Origin of the sequence: Streptomyces sp. NPDC093568, from assembly GCF_044764945.1 — a bacterium.
Taxonomy (GTDB): Bacteria; Actinomycetota; Actinomycetes; order Streptomycetales; family Streptomycetaceae; genus Streptomyces.
This window is the reverse complement of sequence record NZ_JBIWJD010000019.1, coordinates 36942-58659: the sequence shown is the minus strand read 5'-3', so window position 1 is coordinate 58659 and position 21718 is coordinate 36942. Positions and strand designations below refer to the sequence as shown.

The following is a 21718-nucleotide window of genomic DNA, read 5'->3' as shown; positions in this document are numbered from 1 at the left end:
CTTCAACTGCCGACAGCACCCGGTTCAAGTGGTCCGGACCATCGATCGGCTCACACTTTTCACACAGATCCTACAAACGAATCCGTCGGAACCCAGGAGTTTTCCGGCGTCACCGGCTCCTCACCGGAACTCCGCCGCCACCAGCTCCGCGACCTGTGCGGTGTTGAGGGCCGCGCCCTTGCGCAGATTGTCGCCGCAGACGAACAGCTCGAGTGCCGTCGGATCGTCGAGGGAGCGCCGCACCCGGCCGACCCAGGTCGGATCGGTGCCCACGACGTCGGCGGGCGTCGGGAACTCACCGGCCGCCGGGTCGTCGTAGAGCACGACCCCCGGCGCGGTGGCGAGGATCTCGCGCGCCTTGGCGACGGTGACCTCGTTCTCGAAGCGGGCGTGCACGGTCAGGGAGTGCCCGGTCAGCACCGGCACCCGCACACAGGTCACCGCGACCGGCAGCTTCGGCAGTCCGAGGATCTTGCGGGACTCGTCCCGCACCTTCATCTCCTCCGAGGACCAGCCGTCCTCGCGCGGCGACCCGGCCCACGGCACGACGTTCAGCGCGACGGGCTCCGGAAAGGGCCCGGTGTTGTCGCCGACGGCCCGCCGCACATCGCCGGGGCTGGTCCCCAGCTCCGTGCCGGCGACCAGGGACAGCTGCTGCCTGAGCGTCTCCACACCGGCGCGCCCGGCCCCGCTGACGGCCTGGAACGCGGACACCACGAGCCCCCGCAGCCCGAACTCGGCGTGCAGGGCGCCCAGCGCCACGATCATCGAGAGGGTCGTGCAGTTGGGGTTGGCGACGATCCCGCGCGGCCGCATCCGCACCGCATGCGGATTGACCTCGGGGACGACGAGGGGCACCTCCGGGTCCATCCGGAAGGCGCCCGAGTTGTCCACCACCACCGCGCCCTTGGCGGCGGCGAAGGGCGCCCAGCGGGCGGCCACCTCGTCGGGGACGTCGAACATCGCGATGTCGACCCCGTCGAAGGCCTCCTCGGTGAGCGCCACCACCTCGACCTCCTCGCCGCGCACGGCCAGCTTGCGGCCGGCCGAGCGCGGCGAGGCGATCAGACGGATCTCACCCCAGATGTCCGCGCGCTGGGACAGGATCTGGAGCATGACCGAGCCCACGGCCCCGGTCGCTCCCACGACCGCGAGCGTCGGTCGTCGGGTCATCGCCCGGTGCCGCCGTAAACCACGGCCTCGTCGCTGTCGGAGTCGAGCCCGAAGGCGGAGTGCACGGCGCGCACGGCCTCGTTGACGTCGTCGGCGCGGGTGACGACCGAGATGCGGATCTCGGAGGTCGAGATCAGCTCGATGTTCACCCCGGCGTCGGACAGCGCCTTGAAGAAGTCGGCCGTGACCCCCGGGTTGGTCTTCATACCCGCGCCGACCAGGGAGATCTTGCCGATCTGGTCGTCGTAGCGCAGCGAGTCGAAGCCGATGCCGCCCTTGTTCTTCTCCAGGGCGTCGATGGCCTTGCGGCCCTCGGACTTCGGCAGCGTGAAGGAGATGTCCGTCAGGCCCGTGGAGGCGGCGGACACGTTCTGCACGATCATGTCGATGTTGATCTCGGCGTCGGAGATCGTACGGAAGATCGCGGCGGCCTCGCCCGGCTTGTCCGGAACCCCGACGACCGTGACCTTGGCCTCGGAGGTGTCGTGCGCGACACCGGAGATGATGGCCTGCTCCACCTGCTTTACCCCTTCGATCGGCTCGCTGCTGACCCACGTGCCCTGCAGTCCGCTGAAGCTGGACCGGACGTGGATCGGGATGTTGTACCGGCGGGCGTACTCCACACAGCGGTGGAGCAGCACCTTGGAGCCGGACGCGGCCAGCTCGAGCATGTCCTCGAAGGAGATCCAGTCGATCTTCTTCGCCTTCTTCACCACGCGCGGGTCGGCGGTGAACACGCCGTCGACGTCGGTGTAGATCTCACAGACCTCGGCGTCGAGGGCGGCGGCCAGCGCGACCGCGGTGGTGTCGGAGCCGCCGCGGCCCAGCGTGGTGATGTCCTTGGTGTCCTGGCTCACGCCCTGGAAACCGGCGACGATGGCGATGTTGCCCTCGTCCACCGAGGTGCGGATCCGGCCCGGCGTGACATCGATGATCCGGGCTTTGTTGTGGACCGAGTCGGTGATGACACCTGCCTGGCTGCCGGTGAACGACTGGGCCGAGTGACCCAGGTTTTTGATCGCCATGGCCAGCAGGGCCATGGAGATCCGCTCTCCGGCGGTCAGCAGCATGTCGAGCTCGCGCCCGGCAGGGATCGGGGATACCTGCTCGGCGAGATCGATCAGCTCGTCCGTCGTGTCGCCCATCGCGGAAACGACGGCCACCACCTGGTGACCGTTCTTCTTCGCTTCCACGATCCGCTTGGCGACGCGCTTGATGCCCTCGGCATCGGCTACGGAGGAGCCTCCGTACTTCTGCACGACAAGGCCCACGTGCGCTCCTCGCTCAGTCCGTGTGTGTCGGCTCAGTCTATCGAGCGTCCGAAAACGACCATGGTGTTCCCAGATGGTGAGATCCGACGCTCCGGGGTGGTGTCTGCCCGGTGAAGGGCAAGGCATACGGGGAAGTGGCACAGCTCACCACCCGGCTCACCATTGACGCTCTCCGTAGTCGCACACTAACTTCGCGTCGTCGTCGCCACACCAGGGGCACAAGGCTCCATCGGGACTAGCGACGCGAAGGAAACTCTTCCTTTGACGACTGCGACCGCTTCCGAGATCCAGCACGTCACACCAGCCGATACGGACTCCCCGGCCGGCCTGTTCAAGATCCGGCCCTTCACCGCGCACTGCGAGGTGATCCGAGCCGCCGGCGACCACGCCGTCATCGGCGTCTCCCCCGGCAACAGCTACTTCTCCGCCCGCCGCGTCCACGACCTCGCCCGCTGGGGCCTGGCCCTGTTCGAGCGGGTGGACCTCGTCTACACCGATCTGTACGTGGCCGAGATGTACGCGGCCTCCGGCTATCCGCCCGACGACGCCCGCCGCAAGGCGGTGAAGAACCTGCGCGGGGTACGGGCCAAGGTGCTCGGCGCCGCGGCGGCGGCGGACCCCGGCGGCACCCGCCTGCGCGCCCACGCCATGTCCGACTTCCACGGCAACGCGGCCTACCGTGACATCCACGACCGGCTCCAGGCCCGCCTAGCCTCCGACGACGAGTTCCGCACGACCTGCGAGAAGCTCGTCGACTCCTTCCTGGCCGACAAGGCGGGGCGCGCGACCGACGCCCAGCGCGAGGTCTGCCTGGACTACGTCTGCGCCGAGGCGCCGCTGTTCCTGGACACCCCCGCCATCCTCGGCGTCCCCTCCTCCCTGAACTGCTACCACCAGCTGCTGCCGATGGCCGAGCTGCTCTACTCCCGGGGCGCCGGTCTGCGCGCCTCCCGCAACCAGGGCCACGCCATCGTGACGCCGGCCGAGGGGACCACCGATGCTCACTGAAACTCCGCTCGACTTCCCGTTCTCCTGGCGCGGCGACCAACTCCCTTCCGAGGTCGAGGAGTTGCGGACAAGCACGCCGGTACGCCGGGTGCGCACCATCGCCGGGGACGAGGCCTGGCTGGTGTCGTCGTACGAGCTGTGCAAGCAGGTCCTCGAAGATCCCCGCTTCAGCCTGAAGGACACCTCCGCGCCCGGGGTGCCCCGCCAGTACGCGCTGACGATCCCGCCCGAGGTCGTCAACAACATGGGGAACATCACGGGTGCGGGACTGCGCAAGGCCGTGCTCAAGGCGCTCAACCCGAAAAGCCCCGGGCTGGCGCGGTGGATGCGGTCGTACGCCGCCGAGCTCGTCGACGGGCTGATCGCCGAGGGCGCGCCGGCGGAGCTGCGGGGCGGCTTCGCCGATCCGTACTCGGCCGGGATGCACTGCCGCATCCTCGGCATCCCGCTCACGGACGCGCCCCGGCTGATGCGGAGCCTGGACATCGCGTTCATGAACTCGGCCTGCCCCGTCGCGGGCGCCCGGCTCAACTGGGACCGGGACATCGCGTACATGGCCGAGCGGCTCGACGACCCGGCGACGACGGGTCTGATGGCCGAGCTCGCCGCGTTGCGCGCGGACCCCGAATACGGCCATCTCACCGACGAGATGCTCGCGACGGTCGGGGTGACGATGTTCGGCGCGGGCGTGATCTCCACCTCCGGCTTCCTGACCATGGCCCTGGTGTCGCTGATCCAGCACCCGGACCTGCAGGCCGAGCTGGTCGCGGACCCCGGAAGGATCCCGGCGGCCGTGGACGAGCTCCTGCGGATCAACCTGTCCATCGGTGACGGCCTGCCGAGACTGGCGACGGCGGACGTACGCCTCGGGGACGTGGAGGTCGGCGCGGGCGACCTCGTCCTGGTCCTCGTCGAGGGCGCGAACTTCGACCCGGCCGCCTTCCCCGACCCGCACACGGTCGACCTCGGCCGCGCGAACGCCGGCGCCCATCTCTCCTTCGGCGGCGGCCGCCACTACTGCCCCGCCACCGCCCTCGGCCGCAGGCACGCCGAGATCGCCCTGGAGACGCTGCTGGAGCGGATGCCCCGGCTGCGGCTCGCGGTGCCGATCGAGCAACTGGTGTGGCGCACGGGCTTCATGAAGCGGATCCCGGAGCGGCTGCCGACCATGTGGTAGCTGCCGTTCCGCCCGGTCATGGGCTCCGGGCTCGGCCTCGCCGTCGTCAAGCAGTTGGTGACGGACGGCGGCGGGGCCGTGGCCCGCGGGGACTCAGACCCGCCCGCCGAACAGCGTCACCAGGCCCTGGTCCAGCTCCGCCGCCAAGGTCTCCTCGCCGGGGGCGATCACGGTGTAGGTGCGGGCGAGGAAGCGGTACAGGTCCGAGGTGGCGAACCGGAGCATCGCCACGCCCACCGGCGCGTGGAACTCGACGTCCGTGTGGGACGCCCCGCGCGGCCGGACGCGCACGGTCCCGGGCCCGGCGGGCGCGCGCAGGCCCTCGCTCAGCAGCGCCCGGGCGAACGTCCAGGTCACCGCCTCGCCGTCGACGGTGACATGGGACGGGAAGTCGATGTGCACGGCCAGCGGATCGCCCGCGGTGTAGCGCAGCGTGGCCGGGATGGCGATCTCCTGACCCGCGCCGGTGACCAGACGGGCGCCGGTCGGCTGCTCCAGTGTGACGTGCATGGGCGGGCTCCGATTCGAGGGCGGGGGGGCACCGGCCGGGTGACCGTTGCGCCTGAGAGACCGCCACGGGGGCGGTGGCATTACGCCACTTCAGAAGCCCTCTTCTGTAACGCGCGTCACACCGGCACGGGGTCCGGGTAATCCCCTCGTCGAGTTCCCGGCGCGCGACTAGGGTCCACGGATGGAGATTTCGCGTTACGTGGCCTTCAGCAGTGATCCCGCCGGCGGCAATCCGGCAGGTGTGGTGCTCGACGCCACGGGGGTCGACGAGAAGACGATGCAGGCGGCGGCGGCCGAGATCGGCTACTCGGAGTCCGCCTTCGTGGTGCCGTCCGGTGACGGCGCCCTGGACGTCCGGTACTTCAGCCCGCTCGCCGAGGTGCCGTTCTGCGGCCACGCCACCATCGCGACGGCCGTCGCACACGCGGAACGCCACGGCGTCGGCCGCCTGCTGCTGCGCACCCAGGCGGGCCCGGTCACCGTGACCACCGACCGGGCGGCGGACGGCACCCTCGTGGCGACCCTGGTGAGCGTGGCGCCGCACACGGCACCGCTCGCGCAGGTCGATCTGGCCGAACTGCTGGCGATCCTGGGCTGGTCCGCCGCGGATCTGGACCCGGCGCTGCCGCCGCGCGTGGCGTTCGCCGGAGCCCGGCATCCGGTGATCGCCGCCGCGAGCCGGGAGCGGCTGGCCGACCTGGACTACGACATGGCGTCACTGGCCGCCCTCATGGCGCGCGAGGACTGGACGACCGTCGACCTGGTCTGGCGGGAGTCCCCCACCGTGTTCCACGCCCGCAATCCGTTCCCGCCCGGCGGTGTCGTCGAGGACCCGGCCACCGGCGCCGCCGCGGCCGCGTTCGGCGGCTATCTGCGCGAGCTCGAACTCGTGGCCACGCCCGGCACTCTGACGATCCATCAGGGCGTGGACATGGGCCGGCCGAGCACGCTCACGGTGACGGTGCCGGCCGAGCCGGGCACGGGCATCGGCGTGACCGGCACGGCCGTACGGATCTGAGCGGCCGCTACTTCGCCGACCGCAGCCCCAACTGGTCCCCGATCTCCTGCTGCATGACCTTGCCGGCCTCGAACTCGAGCGTCTCGTCGCCCATCACGCCCTGGTCCGTGTCCAGACCGTCCAGCTCCTCCAGGGGCTGGTCCAGGCGGACGTGGGCCAGGACGGAGTGCAGCGCGCGCAGCGTCGCGGACGCCGTCGAGCCCCAGTTGGAGAAGTAGGAGAACTGCCACCACCACAGGGCCTCGGTGGTGCGGCCGGCGCGGTAGTGGGCCATGCCGTGGCGCAGATCGGTGATGACGTCGGTCAGGTCGTCGGAGATCCGGGCCGGGACCGGGGCCTTGCGGGGCTCGTAGGGGTCGAAGACCTCGGAGTAGACGTCGACCGGGTCGAGGAGGCGGGCGAGGTTCTCACGGAGCTCGTCCACGTCCGCCTCGGGGCCGAGGTCGGGCTCGTAGCGCTCGTCGGGGACGATGTCCTCGTGGGCGCCGAGGCGGCCGCCGGCCAGCAGGAGCTGTGAGACCTCAAGGAGGAGGAAGGGCACGGTCGAGCCCGGCTCGTCGCCCTTCGCGACCTCCGTGACGGCGACCAGGAAGCTCTCGATCTGGTCCGCGATCTGGACCGCGAAGTCGTCCGGGTTCTGCTCGGTCGCGTGCAGCGTGGCGTCAGACATCTAGGAGTCGTCTCCCCTCGAAGGCGCGGCCGAGGGTCACCTCGTCCGCGTATTCCAGGTCGCCACCCACCGGGAGGCCGCTGGCCAGGCGGGTGACCTTCAGGCCCATGGGCTTGATCATGCGCGCGAGGTACGTGGCCGTGGCCTCGCCCTCGAGATTCGGATCGGTGGCCAGGATCAGCTCCGTGACCGTACCGTCGGCCAACCGCGCGAGAAGTTCTCGTATACGCAGGTCGTCCGGTCCGACACCCTCGATCGGGCTGATCGCGCCGCCGAGGACGTGGTAACGGCCGCGGAACTCACGGGTCCGCTCGATCGCCACGACGTCCTTCGGCTCCTCGACCACGCAGATCACCGCCGGGTCGCGGCGTGGGTCGCGGCAGATGTTGCACAGCTCCTCCTGCGCGACGTTCCCGCACGTCGCGCAGAATCGGACCTTCGCCTTGACCTCCATCAGGGCCTGCGCGAGGCGCCGTACGTCCGTCGGTTCCGCCTGGAGGATGTGGAAGGCGATCCGCTGGGCGCTCTTGGGCCCGACGCCGGGCAGCCGACCCAGCTCGTCGATGAGGTCCTGAACCACGCCTTCGTACAACGGACTGCCGTCCTTCCTGGGGTTCCTTACGGTACGTACGGTAGTTGGCGGCGCCCCCTCTTAGAAAGGTGAGACGGGGAACGGCCGCCGGGTCAGAACGGCAGGCCGGGGATGCCGCTGCCGCCGCCCAGGCCCTGGGCCAGCGGGCCGAGCTTCTGCTGCTGCAGGTTCTGCGCGTTCTCGTTGGCGGCCTGTACCGCCGCGATGACCAGGTCGGCGAGGGTCTCGGTGTCCTCCGGGTCCACCGCCTTCGGGTCGATCTTCAGCGCGCGGAGCTCGCCGGCACCGGTCACGGTGGCCTTCACCAGACCGCCGCCCGCCTGGCCCTCGACCTCGGTCTGCGCCAGTTCTTCCTGCGCCCGCTGCAGATCCTGCTGCATCTTCTGCGCCTGCTGGAGCAGCTGCTGCATGTTGGGCTGGCCACCACCGGGGATCACGATCAGCTCCTTGCGTTTCGTCCGGGCATTCCCGCTCGGCTTTTCCCGTTCAGCACGAGCCTACGTGGTCTGGGTGGGCGTCGCCCCAGCACTCTTTCGAGTGAGAGGAACTGGCGTCCTATACCTGATCAAGACCCACTTCCGGGCGGAAAAGAGGCGAAAGGCATCTCTTCGCCACCCATTGGGCGGTAGGAAGGGTCCGGCGCGTCAGCCTCAGGTGTTGCGTGGTGTCACGCACCGTGACAGTAGGGAGTGCCGGGTGGGTCAGCCGGAGATGCAGCCCGAGAGGTTCCCGCAGGACGGGCGGGGCGGCGAAGGGGCGGCCTGGCTGCGGCCGGGCGATCTGACCGGGCGGGCCTTTCCGCACGGGGACTGGGGTGAGCCGGCGGCCCGGCTGGACGAGCTGTACCGGTGGGTGGAGCGCGGGGCGCTGGACACGGCGGCGTGGTATCTCGCGGACCGGGTCTGGAAACGGAGAGGGGCCCGGGCGCTGCGGGGCGGGGCCGCGGCGGGGGCGGTCGTCGGCGGCGCGCTGCCGCTGCTGGATCTGACGGGGGTGGCGAGCGGGGTGGCCCCGTGGGGGTACCTGGCGCTCCTGATGGCCGTGGCGTCCATGGCGGTCGACCGCTTCTTCGGTGTCACCTCCGGGTGGATAAGGGACGTCGCCACGGCGCAGGCGGTGCAGCGGCGGCTTCAGGTGCTCCAGTTCGACTGGGCGACGGAGAGTGTGCGCGAGGTGCTGGGGCCCGCCGAGGGAACCGCGAGCGAGGCCGCGGAGCGGTGTCTGGGGGTGCTGCGGCGGTTCTCGGAGGATGTGACCGAGCTGGTGCGGGCGGAGACGGCCGACTGGATGGTGGAGTTCCGGACGGGTTCGGCGCCGATGGGGATTCAGTCGGCGCTGGCCGGGGGGACCCGGCAGGACGCGGGGGTGGGGCAGGGGCGCTTCACCGTGCCACCGCCTAACGGGGCCCGGCCGAACATGCCCCGGCAGCGGCCGCCCGAGCCGCGGTGACATGTATGCCGTGACCCGCATGCCGTGCGGGCCCCCCGGGCGGGGCCGGGCGGTCCCTCAGTCGCCCGTGCCCGAGCACAGCTTCAGCCCCACCGGCGTCCCGCACGGCAGGTGGCCCTGGGTGCGGATCACCCGTCGGCTGCTCTCCTTGTCCAGGTAGGCGAGGAACCCGGCCGTGAGGGTGTCGTCGGGAGCGGTGCCGTAGGTGTAGGCGTACTCGATGTCGCGGTACGGGTAGGCGCTGTCGCCGCGTTCGATCGCGTCCACGTCGGCGCGGTCGCCGTCCAGGGCCACCGTCCGCACGCCCTTGTGCCGGGCGGCGACACTCAGCTCGCTGTATCCGATGGCCCCGGGCTGCCCGGCGATCCTGTCCAGCACGTCCCCGGTGCCCGCGAGTTCGCACCGCGTCACGACGGTGACGGCGCCCTTCGGCGGGCGGCAGTCCAGCGACGTGCTCTGCGCCTGCTCCCAGCCGCCGAGCACCCGGTCCTGGAACACCTGCCTCGTCCCGGAGGTGTCACTGCGGCTGACGAGGACGACCGGCAGGTCGGCGACCGCCTTCGGGGCCCCCGGGATCACCTCGCCCCACCGCTTGTACCTGCCCTTGTAGAGGTCCCGCACCTGCCGCACGGTCAGCCCGTCCGGCCCGAGGTCGATCCCGTCGTTGACCGCGAGCGTGAAGACGGACAGGGCGACCTTCTTCCCCTTCAGGCCCAGCCGCTCGCCCAGCGGACCGTCGGAGAACGCGATCACCGACCGCGCCTCGCCCTTCGAACGGCCGCCCAGCGCGGCGAGTTCGGCCACCCCGGCCTCGCTCCCCCGCGTCTCGACGTCGATCTCCGCGTCCGGGCACTTGCGCTCGTAGCTCTCGGCCAGCGTCGAGATCACCGGCTCGAACGCCGTCGAGCCGATCACCGTCAGCTCGCCCTGCTCGCACTCGATCGGATTGCCGTCGCGGAAGACGACGATGCCCGCGAGCGCCAGGACGGAGAGCGTGAGCAGCCCGGTGAAGAGCCGGGCCGGCAGGCTGAACACCGGTGCCGTGTCGTCCGGCGTCGCACTGCGGTTGGGGTGCACCTCGCCGTCCCTGATGCCGCCGCGCAGCCGGATGTCACTGCCCACGTCACCGCCCGACAGCAGCACCAGCAGCTTGAAGTGGTCGCCGGGATTGAGCGGGACACGCGGGATGCGCAGCCGGTTGCCCTCGTAGCCGAAGCCCCGCTGCTCGGTGAAGTGCTCCATCAGATGGTCGATGTCGGTCGGCTGGGTGACCGAGACACCCCGGATGGTGCGGTCCGTGAACACCGCGGTGAGGCCGTGGGGGCTGGGGCCCGTGTAGTCGTCGCGGTCGATGCTCTGCGAGCCGTCGTTCTCGACCCGCAGGAGGACGAGGGTCGCGTCGTCCATGTCCGCGTCGAAGAGGCCGATCCGGACGTTCGCCCGGCCCGAACGCACGTCGTCGCCTATCGGGTTGTCCATCTGGACGCGGTAGCCGATCCGCTTCCTGCGCGGTACGCGCCGCTCGTACCAGACCATGACGCCCGAGGCGACCACACCGAGCACCGCGGTGCCGACGGCCACGACGTTCTCCGCGCTCAGCCACTCCACCGTGGTGCCCCCGCCGCTCACTCACCAGAGCCGTAGTGTGGGGTCACCGTACGTCCGTTCGGGGCCGCCGTCGGCACGTGGACGGGGATGTTCGCCGGACGTTCAACTACCGCACAGGAAGCGTGACTTCACCCTCACTGCCTGGTGTAGGTCAGCTTCTCCCCGCTGCTGGTGTTCACACGCTCCAGCCGGCCGTCCGGCAACAGCCTGATCTCGGTGGCCTCGCCCGGCGAGCAGGAGGTGGCCGGCTCCCCGGAGGTCACGGTGGACGGGCCGATCCGCAACGGGCCGTCGCCGCCCGGATCTCCGGTCAGCGCCGCCTCGAACTCGCAGTGGTAGGTGCCGGTTCCGGCCGGTCCGTCGGCGACGAGGGCGAGCACGGTGTCGCCCACCTCGCCCTGCCGGATGGTGAGCCGGCGGGTGTTCTCACCGGTGGCGTTGTCGATCGAGGCCGTCCAGGTGCCCAGGTAACGCGCCGGGATCACGCCGTCCGCGGGCGTGGAGCCGGTCGGGGCCGGGGAGGTGGCGGGGGCCGTCGGGTCGGAGGTGGCGGGGCCGGGCGTGGTGGCCGTGGCGGTCGGGCCGGGGCGGGCCTCGTCGTCACCGCCGCCGTTCATGAGGGCGTACACCGAACCACCGGCGGCGAGCGCGACGACCAGCGCGACCAGGACGAGCGCCACGGTCGAACGCCCGCTCCGGCCGGACGCCTCGGGCGGGGGCCCGGGGATGTACGGCACGGGCGGGTCGTAGGCCGGGTTCGGGCCGTACGACGGGTTCGGGCCGTAGGGCCCGTTGGGGCCGTACGGCGGAGTGGACCCGTACGAGGAGCCGGGGCCGTAGGAGGGGCCGGGGCCGTGGGTGGGGCCGAAGCCGTAGGGCGGGTTTTGGCCGGGCGGCGTCGAGGGGGGCGGATAGCCGTACGCCGGTTGCTGCGGGTGCTGTCGCGGGTGCTGCTGAGGGGAGCCGTACGCCGGGTGGGCCGGGGTGTCGCCGGGGGCCGCGGCATCTCCGAAGGCGCCGCCGGGCGGGGTGCCCGGGCCCGGCGGCGGAGTGGGGCCGGTCTTGGTCGCGGCCACGGTGGGGAGCCGGTCGGCGGGCGTCGCCGGCGCGGCCGGGGCGTGCTCGGGAGAGGCGGCGGGAGTCGGCTCCTGGGGACCCGGCCCCGCGGAACCCGCCCGCTCGAAGTCGCCGTCCCGCGCCGGGGTTTCCGGCCCGGCCGGGCCGGCCGGCCCCTCCGGATCCTCCGTGTCCAGCAACCGCACGGCGTGCCGCCCGAGTTGGGCCACCAGCGCGCTCGGCAGCCAGGGATCGCGGGAGCGTCCGTCCGAGACGGTGTCCTCGGCGCCCGTGCGCTCCAGGATCCGGCCCAGCGTCGGCCGGGCGCCGGGGTCCTTGCGCAGACACTCCCGCACCAGCTCGGCGATCCCCTCGGGCACGCCCTCCAGGTCGGGTTCCTCCTGGGCGATCCGGAACATCAGGGCGTGCGCCCCGCTGTCGACGGAGCCGAAGGGCAGCCTGCCGGTCGCGGCGTACGCGAGGACCGAGCCCAGGCAGAACACGTCGCACGCGGGCGTGATTCGGTCGCCGCGCACCTGCTCGGGCGCCATGAACCCCGGCGACCCGACGAGCGCGCCGGTGCGGGTGAGCCCGCTCTCGTCGACGGTCTCCAGCGCACGGGCGATGCCGAAGTCGATGACGCGGGGCCCGTCGATGGTGACCAGGACGTTGGAGGGCTTGAGGTCGCGGTGCACGATCCCGGCGGCGTGGATGTCCTTGAGCGCGTGCGCCAGCCCGGCCGCCAGGATCCGTACCGACCGCTCGGGCAGCGCCCCGTGGTCGTGCCCGACGACCTGCTGGAGGCTGGGCCCGGCGACGTACCCGGTGGCGACCCAGGGCACCTCGGCCTCGGTGTCCGCGTCGAGCACCGGCGCGGTCCAGAACCCGCCGACCTGCCGCGCGGCCTGCACCTCCTGGCGGAAGCGGGCGCGGAACTCCTCCTGCGCGGCCAGCTCCCGCCGTACGAGCTTCACGGCGACGGTACGGCCCCGGTCCGACCGGGCGAGATAGACGTCCCCCATGCCGCCCGCGCCCAGCCGCGCCAGCAGCCGGTACACACCGATGTGCTGCGGATCCCCCGGCCCCAGCTTCTCCATCGCACGCCCCCAACCAGCCCCCGCCTATGCGTCGGCCCCACGATAGTGCGGCATACATGGAGGTGAGCGGGGCGGTGCCTACGGTTCCGTAACAGGAACGGCGAGGTCGTCGAGCACCTTCGACAACCGTTCCAGAATCCGTACCGCCTCGGCGAGTTCGCTCTCCCCGACGGCCTCGGCCAGCCGGTCCGCGAAGGCGGCGTGACCGGGGTCGATGCGGGCTATGGCCGCGCGGCCGTCGTCCGTCGGCGCGAGGAGCTTCGCGCGGCGGTGGGCCGGGTTCGGCCGGTACTCCGCGAGCCCCTTGTCCACCAGCAGGTCGGCGATGCGCTGCACGCTCTGCCGGGTGATGCCCATGGCGCGGGCGATGCCGGAGACGGGGAGGGGTTCGCCGAGCACCGCGCCCAGCACCTGCCACCAGGCCGCCGTCAGCCCGGACGGCCGGGCCAGTTCCTCGGCGACCCCGAGGAACTGGCCGTTGAGCCGGAAGACACCGAGCGCGCTGCGGCTGAGCAGGTCCTGCCGCTCCCGGCTCACGCGGCTCCCGCCTTCTCCAGTACGGCGTACGCGGCCGCGTCGGAGTCGTGGAACAGCCGGTACCAGGCGTCCAGCACCTCGCCCTCGTACACCCCGAGCAGCCGGAAGATCTCCCGGGCGAAGGCGACCGGCTCGGTCGGGCCGGCGGTGACCAGCCCGCCGTCGGTGACGGCGTCGGCGTCGACGTACCGCTCGCCGCCGCCGTAGCCGGTGGCCGCGAGGTAGAAGGAGACGGCGCTGGTGTGGGCGCGGTCGTCGAGCAGTCCCTCGCGGGCGAGGCCCGCGGTGGCACCGCAGATCGCGGCGACGGGCACCCCGGCGTCGAGGAACTCGCGGGCCTTGCGGGCGAAGGGCGCCAGCTCGTCGCCCGTGTCCCACAGGTCGGCGCCCGGGAGGATCAGCAGGGAGCCGTCCTCGGGCCGCACCTCGTGCAGCGCGAGGTCGGGCTGGACGCGCAGTCCGCCGATGCTGCGCACGGGCCGCGTGGAGGGGCCGACGGTGCGGATGCCGTGGCCGGCGCGGGCGAGGTGGGCGGTGGTATGCCCCGTCTCCCAGTCGGCGAGAGTGTCGTAGACGGCGAGGTACACGGGCTTGCTGCTCATGGCTTCCCCCTGGAGGCTCCGACGATTCTTTCTAGATGACAGCATCCTGACATGACGACAGCCTGCTGTCAATGGTGGGCGCACCCGCGTCGACAACCTGTCGCGGAAAGCTCCCGACCGCAGACAGGACGCCGATACCTCGCCCACCCCGCGCACTCCTACGCTCACCCGCATGACCCCTCAGCCAGATCCCGAGGTCGGCGTCGCCGTGAAGGCCGCGGACCGTGCGCACGTGTTCCACTCCTGGTCCGCACAGGAACTCATCGACCCGCTCGCCGTCGCCGGTGCGGAGGGGTCGTACTTCTGGGACTACGACGGCCGCCGCTATCTCGACTTCACCAGCGGGCTCGTCTTCACCAACATCGGCTACCAGCACCCCAAGGTCGTCGCCGCGATCCAGGAGCAGGCCGCGCGGATGACGACCTTCGCGCCCGCCTTCGCGGTCGAGGCGCGCTCCGAGGCGGCGCGCCTGATCGCCGAGCGGACGCCGGGCGACCTGGACAAGATCTTCTTCACCAACGGCGGAGCGGACGCCGTCGAGCACGCGGTGCGGATGGCCCGGCTGCACACCGGGCGGCCGAAGGTGCTGTCGGCCTACCGCTCGTACCACGGCGGTACCCAGCAGGCCGTGAACATCACCGGCGACCCGCGCCGCTGGGCCTCCGACAGTGCCGCGGCCGGCGTGGTCCACTTCTGGGCGCCCTTCCTCTACCGCTCCCGTTTCTACGCGGAGACCGAGGAGCAGGAGTGCGCGCGGGCGCTGGAGCACCTGGAGACGACGATCGCCTTCGAGGGGCCCTCGACGATCGCCGCGATCATCCTGGAGACGGTCCCGGGGACCGCCGGGATCATGGTCCCGCCGCCCGGCTACCTCGCCGGCGTCCGTGAGCTGTGCGACAAGTACGGGATCGTCTTCGTCCTGGACGAGGTGATGGCCGGGTTCGGGCGGACCGGCGAGTGGTTCGCGGCGGACCTCTTCGGCGTGACCCCGGACCTGATGACCTTCGCCAAGGGCGTGAACTCCGGGTATGTGCCGCTGGGCGGCGTGGCCATCTCGGGGGCCGTCGCGGAGACGTTCGCGAAGCGGCCGTACCCGGGCGGTCTGACGTATTCGGGCCATCCGCTGGCCTGCGCGGCCGCCGTCGCGACGATCAACGTCATGGCCGAGGAGGGCGTCGTCGAGAACGTCGCCCGGCTGGGTGCCGACGTGGTGGGGCCGGGGCTGCGGGAGCTGGCCGAGCGGCACCCCTGCGTCGGCGAGGTGCGCGGCGTCGGGATGTTCTGGGCGCTCGAGCTGGTGCGGAACCGGGAGACCCGGGAGCCGCTGGTCCCCTACAACGCGGCAGGCGAGGCGAACGCCCCCATGGCCGCGTTCGGCTCCGCCGCGAAGGCCGGCGGGCTGTGGCCGTTCGTGAACATGAACCGCACGCATGTCGTCCCGCCGTGCAACGCGACCGAGGCGGAGCTGAAGGAGGGCCTGGCCGCGCTGGACGCCGCGCTGGCCGTGGCGGACGAGTACACGGCGTAGGCGCCGGGGGCGAGGGAAGTCGGCCATCGCGGAAACGTCCCCCTCGGGCCGAACGCGTAAGGTGGCGTGCTCGTAGACATAGACGAGCACGCCACCTCATCGCGACGACGGGAGACGCCCTGACCATGCCCGGCACCGGCGGCAACGGCTCCGTGACGCGAAGCACCCTGCGCCAGCAGATCGCCGACGCGCTGCGCGACGAGGTGCTGGCCGGGCGGCTCCAGGCGGGCCGGGAGTTCACCGTCAAGGAGATCGCCGAGCAGTACGGCGTCTCCGCGACCCCGGTCCGCGAGGCGCTCGTCGACCTCTCCGCCCAGGGCCTGCTGGAGGCCGACCAGCACCGCGGCTTCCGCGTCCACGAGTACTCCGTGGCCGACTACCGCGCCATCGTCGAGGCCCGCGGCCTCGTCACCGCCGGCATGTTCCAGGTCCTCGCCACCGACCGCTCCAGCCACCGCGACCCGGACAACCCGCGCGTCGCCGCCGTCGTCGCCGGGGTGCGCCGCCGCGCCGAGGAGGCCCAGCGCGCCGCGACCGCCGGCGACCTCACCGTCCTCATCGGCTATGACCTGCGCTTCTGGCGCGAGCTCGCCACCCTCTTCGGCAACCCCTACCTGGCCGACTTCCTGCACCGGCTGCGGCTGGAGTCCTGGGTCTGCGCCGTCCAGTACCTGCGCGGCCTCGACGATCTGCGCGGCCGGCTGTGGGCCCGGCACACCGACCTGGTCGACGCCCTGATGCGCCGCGACCTGCCCGCGGCCCGTTCGATCATCGCCGCCCACGACGCGGACTCCATCGCCCTGATCGAGCGACTGGCGGCCGGGTGACCGTCGACCGGGAGCCGACGAAGGCCCTCGACCCGCCCGACGAACCCGACCTCCCGGCCCTCCCCGGCCTCTCCGTCGTCGTCCCCGCGTACAACGAACGGCACCGCCTCACCCCCACCCTCGACGCCCTCGTCGACCACCTCGACGCCGCGGACTCCCCCTGGGGCAGCTGGGAGATCATCGTCGCCGACGACGGTTCGACCGACGGCACCGGCGACCTGGTCACCGCCCGCCGGGACCCCCGCGTCCAGCTGGTCACCGGCACCCGCAACCGCGGCAAGGGCCACGCCCTGCGGCTCGGCGTCGCCGCCTCGCGCGGGCGTCGGGTGCTGGTCACCGACGCGGATCTCGCGACGCCGGTCGAGGAGCTGGAGCGGCTCGACAAGGCGCTGGCCGAGGGCCACTCGGCGGCGATCGGCTCCCGCCGGACCCCGGGCGCCACGATCGGCGACCGTCAGCACCGGGTGCGCGAGCTGCTCGGCCGGGCCGGGAACCTGCTGATCCGCCGGACCGCCCTGCCCGGCGTCCACGACACCCAGTGCGGCTTCAAGCTCTACGACGGCGACCACGCCCGCGAGGCCTACGCAGCCTCCCGCGTCAACGGCTGGGGCATCGACGTCGAGGTGTTACGGCATCTACGCCGCGCCGGCCTGTCCATCGCCGAGGTCCCCGTCCGCTGGTCCCACCGGCCCGGCTCGAAGGTCGGCCCGCTCGACTACGCCCGCGCCTTCACGGAGATAGCGCGCATCGCCGCCCGCTCGCTGCGCCCGGCCGACCTCTTCGCCGCCCTCCTCTTCCTGCTGATGTCGGTGGCCCTCTACTCCGGCCGCTTCTTCGACCCGGCCCACCGCTACCTCCCGGACTCCCTGCGCGACCAGAACCAGTGGGAGTGGTTCTTCGCGGTCACCGCCGACAACGTCGCCCAGCTGCGCAACCCCCTGTTCACCGACCTCCAGGGCTTCCCCGACGGCGTCAACCTCATGGCGAACACGGTCATGCTCGGCCTGTCCGTCCCCCTCGCACCCCTCACCCTGACCGCCGGCCCCGCCGTCACCCTCAGCCTGGTCATGACGCTGGGTCTCGCCGCGACCGCGGCCGCCTGGTACTGGCTGATCGTCAAGCACGTCGTGCCGGGCCGGACGGCGGCCTTCCTGGGCGCTTCCCTGGCCGCCTTCGCGCCGCCGATGGTCAGCCACGCCCACGCCCACCCGAACTTCGTGGTCCTGTTCATGATCCCGCTGATCATCGACCGCGCCCTGCGGCTGTGCGCGGGCACCCGGGTCGTACGGAACGGGGTGGTGCTCGGCCTGATGGCGGCGTACCAGGTCTTCCTCGGCGAGGAGCCGCTGCTGCTCGCGGCCCTGGGCATGCTGCTGTTCGCCGCCGCCTACGCCGTCGTACGCCGGGACGCGGCCCGCGCGTCGTGGCGTCCGCTCCTGCGGGGCCTTTTCATCGGCGCCGCCGTCTGCCTCCCGCTGGTCGTGTATCCCCTGGTCTGGCAGTTCGCCGGTCCGCAGAGCTACACCGACATCGAGCACAACCCGCGCTCCTTCAACAGCCCCCTCGCCCTGCTCTCCTTCGCCGAGCGCTCCTGGCTCGCGGGCGACGCCGAGGCGGCGAACGCGCTCGCCTTCAACATCACCGAGCAGAACGCCTTCTACGGCTGGCCGCTGGTCCTGCTCGCCTTCGCGGTCCTCGTACGGCTGTGGGAGCGGGCCCTGGTCCGGGCGCTGGCGTGCACGGCGGTGGCCGCGGCCGTCCTGTCCCTGGGGCGGGAGTTCCGTGTCCCGCTCACCGGCCTCACCGTCCCCGGTCCCTGGGAACTCCTCGCCGGCCTGCCGCTGTTCGAGGCGGTCATCGAGAGCCGGGTCGCGATGATCTGCGCGCCGGTGCTGGGGATGCTGCTCGCCGTGGCCGTGCACCGACTGCTCGCGGTGCGCCCCCTGTCCACCCGGTACGTGGGCCTGCTGGGGGTCGCCCTCGCCCTGCTCCCGCTGATCCCGGCCCCGCTCAGGGCCGTGGAACGCGTCGACGTGCCCGCCTTCATCGCGGACGGCACCTGGAAGTCGTACGTCCGCGAGGGCGAGTCGCTCGTGCCGGTGCCGCTGCCCGACCCCGCCGACGCGGAGGCGCTGCACTGGCAGACCAAGGCCGGCCTCGGCTTCAGACTGCCCGGCGGCTACTTCAACGGCCCCTACGGCGAGGAACGGACCGGCATCTACGGCGCCGAGCCCCGCTTCACCTCCAACCTGCTGCGTGACGTCCGCGACTCGGGCGACGTGCCGCCCGTCAACGAGTCATGGCGGGCGCAGGCGCGGACGGACCTGGCCTACTGGAAGGCGGGCGTGCTGGTGCTGGCACCGCAGCCGAACGACGGTCCGCTGCGGGCGACCGTCGAGAAGCTGGTGGGCGCGCCGGGTAAGTGGGTCGGCGGAGTATGGGTATGGGACCTGCACGAGGGGGGCCGCTCCCGCGGTGCACCGATTAACCTGCCCTGACCAATGTGTGACGACTGCTGCATGAGGAGCCCTCTTTTGGCCTGTGACCTGTGGCTGGTACCGCTCGTCGACGTGTTGTGCCACACCCCCGACAACCCGTTCGCCGAAGAACTCGCGCAATACAACAAGGTGCTCGCCGAGGCCGGGCTGCCACCGGTGCCGGTGTACCAGTACATGCCGGGCCTCTCCGGCGACGTCGCGCCGGTCGCCGGCTTCGACTACGACGCGCTGCACTTCCTGCGCCGGGCCTATCTGCTCCAGGTCTGCGGGCTCGCGGTCACCCCGGTCGACGAGCTGGGCGGTGACTACGAGCAGCTGCTGGAGATGTTCGAGTCGACGGCCAAGCAGTCGCACCTGGTCTGGCACTACGACCACGCGGGCGCCTACGTCCCGGTCGACTTCGCCGGACCGCTCTCCAACGACGAACTCCTCGCGGGTGGCGGCCCCTTGGGCTCCTCCCAGGCGCTGCTGCGCGAGCTGGAGTTCGTGGCCCCTGTCATCGGCATCGACCCGGCCAACCCGCCGGCCGCCCCGCAGCCCCCGCTCGCGCCCACCGCGTTGGAGGAGCCGGCCGTCCCCGCCCCCTACGACCCGAGCCCGTTCGCCCGCGAACGGCATGTGTGGCTGGGGCTGCACGCGGCGGCGACGCGGAGTCTCGCGCAGGGGTCGATGATCGTCTTCAGCTGACCTGCTTCAGCCGGCCTACTTCAACTGGGCCAGCCCCTTCTGCAGGTCTTCCTGGTTCATCACCGGCGTGTAGTCCACGGTGGCACCGAACTTCTGGAAGAGCTGCTCGGTGATGGGCGGAATCTGGGAGGTGTCCTGCATGTCGAAGACGAGGAACATCGAGCGGACGCCGCCGTCGGGGCCGAAGTAGGCGGCCTCCGGCTTGAAGGCCCCCATGACCTCCTGCATCACCTGGGGCATCTTGCCGCTGCGGATGACTTCGTTCGTCTTCTCGGTGTCGAGATGGGCCTGGAGCAGCACACGCATGACGTTCACCTTCCTTCGGTCGCCCCCTGTGACCTCACGCTAGGGGCACGGCGCGTACGTCGCCCGCTCACTGCTCCATCGGACGGACCGGAACGGGGAGGGCACCCCCGGGTGCCCTCCCCCCGCGTTATAGCTGGCGCGGCAACCTGATGGTCCGTACCAGGGGCATCTCCGCGTACAGGTCGGGGTCGGTGGTCAGCACACGACGCCCGTCCGGCCAGTCCGGCGTCGGCCGGGAGAGATGGATCGCGTGGCCGAGCCGCCACTCCACCCCGTCGCGCAACAGCGCCCCCACGGTGGACGCCCCCGAGAAGTCCAACTCCACGATCTCAACGGCGGGCAGCGCTCCGACATGCTCGGCGAGCCCCTTGCGCATTCCGTCGGCAGCGGCCAGGCACAGCGCCGGTACGTACACGTGCCGCGTGGGCCCGTGCTCGGTGTTCGCGACGAACTGAGAGGCCAGTGAGTTCCCCGAGCCGAGCGCCAGCAGGGCCGACTCGTCGAATACGACGCCGGTCGACCCGGCCCCGGTGGCTCTCACAGACTGTCCACGGGCCGGCCGGCCTCAAGGTCCTGCCAGACCTTCTCCACCCTGTCGTGGTCCTCGTCCGTGAGTGTCACACCGAAGTGCGTCTCGCAGTACGCCTTGGTCGCCTCGTACCGCTTCCGCAGCTCTTCCTTGGTCGGGGTGGCCCCCGCCAGTTCGGCGATCAGGTCACGCATGGTCATCCCGCGCTCGCGGGCAAGGACCATGAGGCGGTCACGGACGGCGGGATCGACCTTGACGGTGGTGTCAGCCATAACCGCAGTATACCCGCGGTATACCACGTCGGGCCGCTCAAGACGGCACCCCACTTGGCGGCCCCGACGGACGCAGCCCACCCCGCAGCCGAGCCTCGATGTGACCGGAGGCTGACCGCACTCGCTCCGGCGCACCCCACGTCACCGCTGCCCGCACCTCGGCACTGCTCGCCCCGCGCCGCCACCACTCCTCCACCAGCGGCGCGAGCCGCAGCGCCTCGACGCCGTCGAGGGTGAGGCGCCGGTCGTAGTCCCCGAGGGTGAGCAGCAGACGCGCCGCCGCGGCGGCACCCACTCCCGACGACGCACGCCGACCCGCCACTTTTTCGGTTTCACCCGTTCGTGGCACGGCTTCGTACGGTGCGTCGAACACCTCGTAGGCAACGCGGAGTTGGCCCGCCGCTTCCCTCTCGCATGTCACTCGCCGCAGATACCGGAGTTCCTCCAGCTCACGCAGAGCGACAGCGATCCGCGACCGCCCTCCGGCACGCGCCCTGGCGAGCGCGCGAAGGGTGACACGGGCATGGTTCGGGAGGGCAAGCAAGTACGTCAGTACGCTCACCGCGCACCACGAGATGCTCCGGTCGCGGAGCAGGGCGGCCGACAGGCCTGAAAAGACGCGCGCAGGCGTCGTACGATGAGAACGCATCCGGAGGTACTGCTCCTGGTGTCGAGCCCCCGGGTGTTGGCGCACCGCGGGGGCATTCCTGTTGGCGTGACTCTAAGGCCACGCAGAGCGACGATTGCAAGTCGGAACATCCTTTTCCCAGACGGGAGTTCGCGTTCTTCACTCCTGCGAGTGAAGGGCGGTGCACAGCAGCAGTGCGTGGACGAGGCGGTCGGGCGCCGTGGGGCGGTAGCGCCAGCTCAAAGGCCAGGTGGAGCCGTTGAGAGCGGGCACCGGGATGTACGAGACATGTCCCGGGCCGGCGACGAAACGGGTCACTCCGTCGGGCCAGGCCCGGTGGGACGTACTGCCGACGGGCACGAGGAAGTACACCCCGCGGCGCCCCGTCGCCGACTCGACGATCGGCCCCGGATCACCGCCGGTCATGCGGGCGAGCCGGTCGGCGACGTCCCGCCCCTCCTCGCCGTCGACTCTGATCGCGTCGAACTGGACACCCGCCTTGCGGAGTTGAACACCGGTTGCAGGGAGCCAGGTCAGGTCACTTTGCGCATTCACGGGGTCAGCTTGCGGGTGCGGAGCTAGCTTGATCCATGACTCTGCGTCGTCGGTTGAACACGGTTGATTACCGGCATCCGCGAGTTGTGACCGGTTGAGTTCGGTTGAGTTCGGAGGTGA

At 71.5% G+C, this 21718-nt stretch carries 23 protein-coding genes; 8 read left to right on the top strand and 15 right to left on the bottom strand.

The annotated features are described in order from the left end of the window. Positions 1–120: 120 nt before the first annotated feature. Both ACIRD7_RS39975 and ACIRD7_RS39970 read right to left on the bottom strand, forming a co-directional pair. On the bottom strand, positions 121–1173 hold the full coding sequence (locus ACIRD7_RS39975; protein WP_403460973.1) for an aspartate-semialdehyde dehydrogenase: 1053 nt from the start codon (positions 1171–1173) through the stop codon (positions 121–123). Beyond that, complete coding sequence (locus ACIRD7_RS39970; RefSeq protein WP_403460972.1) at positions 1170–2444, bottom strand: aspartate kinase; 1275 nt, start codon at positions 2442–2444, stop codon at positions 1170–1172. Before ACIRD7_RS39970 ends, ACIRD7_RS39975 begins: the two co-directional genes overlap by 4 nt. Positions 2445–2705: 261 nt before the next feature. Here ACIRD7_RS39970 and ACIRD7_RS39965 point away from each other — a divergent pair, with 261 nt between their 5' ends. Then, the gene (locus tag ACIRD7_RS39965; protein ID WP_403460971.1) at positions 2706–3452 is read left to right on the top strand and encodes a tRNA-dependent cyclodipeptide synthase; all 747 of its coding nucleotides are present in this window, start codon (positions 2706–2708) and stop codon (positions 3450–3452) included. Beyond that, the gene (locus ACIRD7_RS39960; protein WP_403460970.1) at positions 3442–4629 is read left to right on the top strand and encodes a cytochrome P450; all 1188 of its coding nucleotides are present in this window, start codon (positions 3442–3444) and stop codon (positions 4627–4629) included. Before ACIRD7_RS39965 ends, ACIRD7_RS39960 begins: the two co-directional genes overlap by 11 nt. 93 nt (positions 4630–4722) lie before the next feature. Here the strand turns inward: ACIRD7_RS39960 and ACIRD7_RS39955 are convergent, their stop codons facing one another. Continuing rightward, positions 4723–5139 (bottom strand): SsgA family sporulation/cell division regulator, encoded by a 417-nt coding sequence (locus tag ACIRD7_RS39955; RefSeq protein WP_403460969.1) that lies wholly within the window; start codon positions 5137–5139, stop codon positions 4723–4725. A gap of 181 nt (positions 5140–5320) precedes the next feature. On the opposite strand from ACIRD7_RS39955, the gene ACIRD7_RS39950 reads away from it, so the two are divergent. Then, positions 5321–6157 carry a PhzF family phenazine biosynthesis protein gene (locus ACIRD7_RS39950; protein ID WP_403460968.1) on the top strand — a complete coding sequence of 279 codons (837 nt, stop codon included), beginning with the start codon at positions 5321–5323 and terminating at the stop codon, positions 6155–6157. A gap of 7 nt (positions 6158–6164) precedes the next feature. Here ACIRD7_RS39950 and ACIRD7_RS39945 read toward each other — a convergent pair whose 3' ends face one another. The 3 genes from ACIRD7_RS39945 to ACIRD7_RS39935 form a co-directional block, all read right to left on the bottom strand. Continuing rightward, on the bottom strand, positions 6165–6827 hold the full coding sequence (locus ACIRD7_RS39945; protein WP_403460967.1) for a DUF5063 domain-containing protein: 663 nt from the start codon (positions 6825–6827) through the stop codon (positions 6165–6167). Beyond that, positions 6820–7419, bottom strand: coding sequence for a recombination mediator RecR (gene recR / locus ACIRD7_RS39940; protein ID WP_403460965.1), 600 nt, complete (start codon positions 7417–7419; stop codon positions 6820–6822). Before recR ends, ACIRD7_RS39945 begins: the two co-directional genes overlap by 8 nt. A 92-nt stretch (positions 7420–7511) precedes the next feature. Next, on the bottom strand, positions 7512–7856 hold the full coding sequence (locus ACIRD7_RS39935; protein WP_351190772.1) for a YbaB/EbfC family nucleoid-associated protein: 345 nt from the start codon (positions 7854–7856) through the stop codon (positions 7512–7514). Between the two features lie 259 nt (positions 7857–8115). Between ACIRD7_RS39935 and ACIRD7_RS39930 the strand changes: the two genes are divergently transcribed. Beyond that, positions 8116–8868 carry an SLATT domain-containing protein gene (locus ACIRD7_RS39930; RefSeq protein WP_403460964.1) on the top strand — a complete coding sequence of 251 codons (753 nt, stop codon included), beginning with the start codon at positions 8116–8118 and terminating at the stop codon, positions 8866–8868. Between the two features lie 57 nt (positions 8869–8925). Here the strand turns inward: ACIRD7_RS39930 and ACIRD7_RS39925 are convergent, their stop codons facing one another. From ACIRD7_RS39925 to ACIRD7_RS39910, 4 genes are all read right to left on the bottom strand, one after another. Then, complete coding sequence (locus ACIRD7_RS39925) at positions 8926–10476, bottom strand: PstS family phosphate ABC transporter substrate-binding protein (protein WP_403460993.1); 1551 nt, start codon at positions 10474–10476, stop codon at positions 8926–8928. Positions 10477–10610: 134 nt separating this feature from the next. After that, positions 10611–12629 carry a protein kinase gene (locus ACIRD7_RS39920; protein ID WP_403460963.1) on the bottom strand — a complete coding sequence of 673 codons (2019 nt, stop codon included), beginning with the start codon at positions 12627–12629 and terminating at the stop codon, positions 10611–10613. Positions 12630–12707: 78 nt separating this feature from the next. Continuing rightward, positions 12708–13166, bottom strand: coding sequence for a MarR family winged helix-turn-helix transcriptional regulator (locus tag ACIRD7_RS39915; RefSeq protein WP_403460962.1), 459 nt, complete (start codon positions 13164–13166; stop codon positions 12708–12710). Next, complete coding sequence (locus tag ACIRD7_RS39910) at positions 13163–13768, bottom strand: type 1 glutamine amidotransferase family protein (RefSeq protein ID WP_403460960.1); 606 nt, start codon at positions 13766–13768, stop codon at positions 13163–13165. Before ACIRD7_RS39910 ends, ACIRD7_RS39915 begins: the two co-directional genes overlap by 4 nt. Positions 13769–13940: 172 nt before the next feature. On the opposite strand from ACIRD7_RS39910, the gene ACIRD7_RS39905 reads away from it, so the two are divergent. From ACIRD7_RS39905 to ACIRD7_RS39890, 4 genes are all read left to right on the top strand, one after another. Continuing rightward, positions 13941–15296, top strand: coding sequence for an aspartate aminotransferase family protein (locus ACIRD7_RS39905; RefSeq protein ID WP_403460959.1), 1356 nt, complete (start codon positions 13941–13943; stop codon positions 15294–15296). A gap of 125 nt (positions 15297–15421) precedes the next feature. After that, a complete protein-coding gene (locus tag ACIRD7_RS39900) occupies positions 15422–16123 on the top strand; it encodes a GntR family transcriptional regulator (RefSeq protein WP_403460957.1) in 702 nt (233 codons plus the stop codon). Beyond that, complete coding sequence (locus tag ACIRD7_RS39895) at positions 16120–18621, top strand: dolichyl-phosphate beta-glucosyltransferase (RefSeq protein WP_403460956.1); 2502 nt, start codon at positions 16120–16122, stop codon at positions 18619–18621. Before ACIRD7_RS39900 ends, ACIRD7_RS39895 begins: the two co-directional genes overlap by 4 nt. A 36-nt stretch (positions 18622–18657) precedes the next feature. Continuing rightward, positions 18658–19308, top strand: coding sequence for a hypothetical protein (locus tag ACIRD7_RS39890; RefSeq protein ID WP_403460992.1), 651 nt, complete (start codon positions 18658–18660; stop codon positions 19306–19308). A 15-nt stretch (positions 19309–19323) separates the two neighbouring features. On the opposite strand, the gene ACIRD7_RS39885 is transcribed toward ACIRD7_RS39890, so the two are convergent. The 5 genes from ACIRD7_RS39885 to ACIRD7_RS39865 all read right to left on the bottom strand — a co-directional run bounded on the left by ACIRD7_RS39885 (position 19324) and on the right by ACIRD7_RS39865 (position 21598). Continuing rightward, positions 19324–19614, bottom strand: coding sequence for a hypothetical protein (locus ACIRD7_RS39885; protein ID WP_403460953.1), 291 nt, complete (start codon positions 19612–19614; stop codon positions 19324–19326). Positions 19615–19741: 127 nt separating this feature from the next. Then, positions 19742–20155 (bottom strand): hypothetical protein, encoded by a 414-nt coding sequence (locus ACIRD7_RS39880; protein ID WP_403460952.1) that lies wholly within the window; start codon positions 20153–20155, stop codon positions 19742–19744. Further along, complete coding sequence (locus ACIRD7_RS39875) at positions 20152–20415, bottom strand: hypothetical protein (protein WP_229915042.1); 264 nt, start codon at positions 20413–20415, stop codon at positions 20152–20154. Before ACIRD7_RS39875 ends, ACIRD7_RS39880 begins: the two co-directional genes overlap by 4 nt. Before the next feature lie 37 nt (positions 20416–20452). Then, positions 20453–20737 carry a hypothetical protein gene (locus ACIRD7_RS39870; RefSeq protein WP_403460950.1) on the bottom strand — a complete coding sequence of 95 codons (285 nt, stop codon included), beginning with the start codon at positions 20735–20737 and terminating at the stop codon, positions 20453–20455. A gap of 465 nt (positions 20738–21202) precedes the next feature. Further along, positions 21203–21598 carry a hypothetical protein gene (locus tag ACIRD7_RS39865; protein WP_403460948.1) on the bottom strand — a complete coding sequence of 132 codons (396 nt, stop codon included), beginning with the start codon at positions 21596–21598 and terminating at the stop codon, positions 21203–21205. Between the last annotated feature and the right edge of the window lie 120 nt (positions 21599–21718).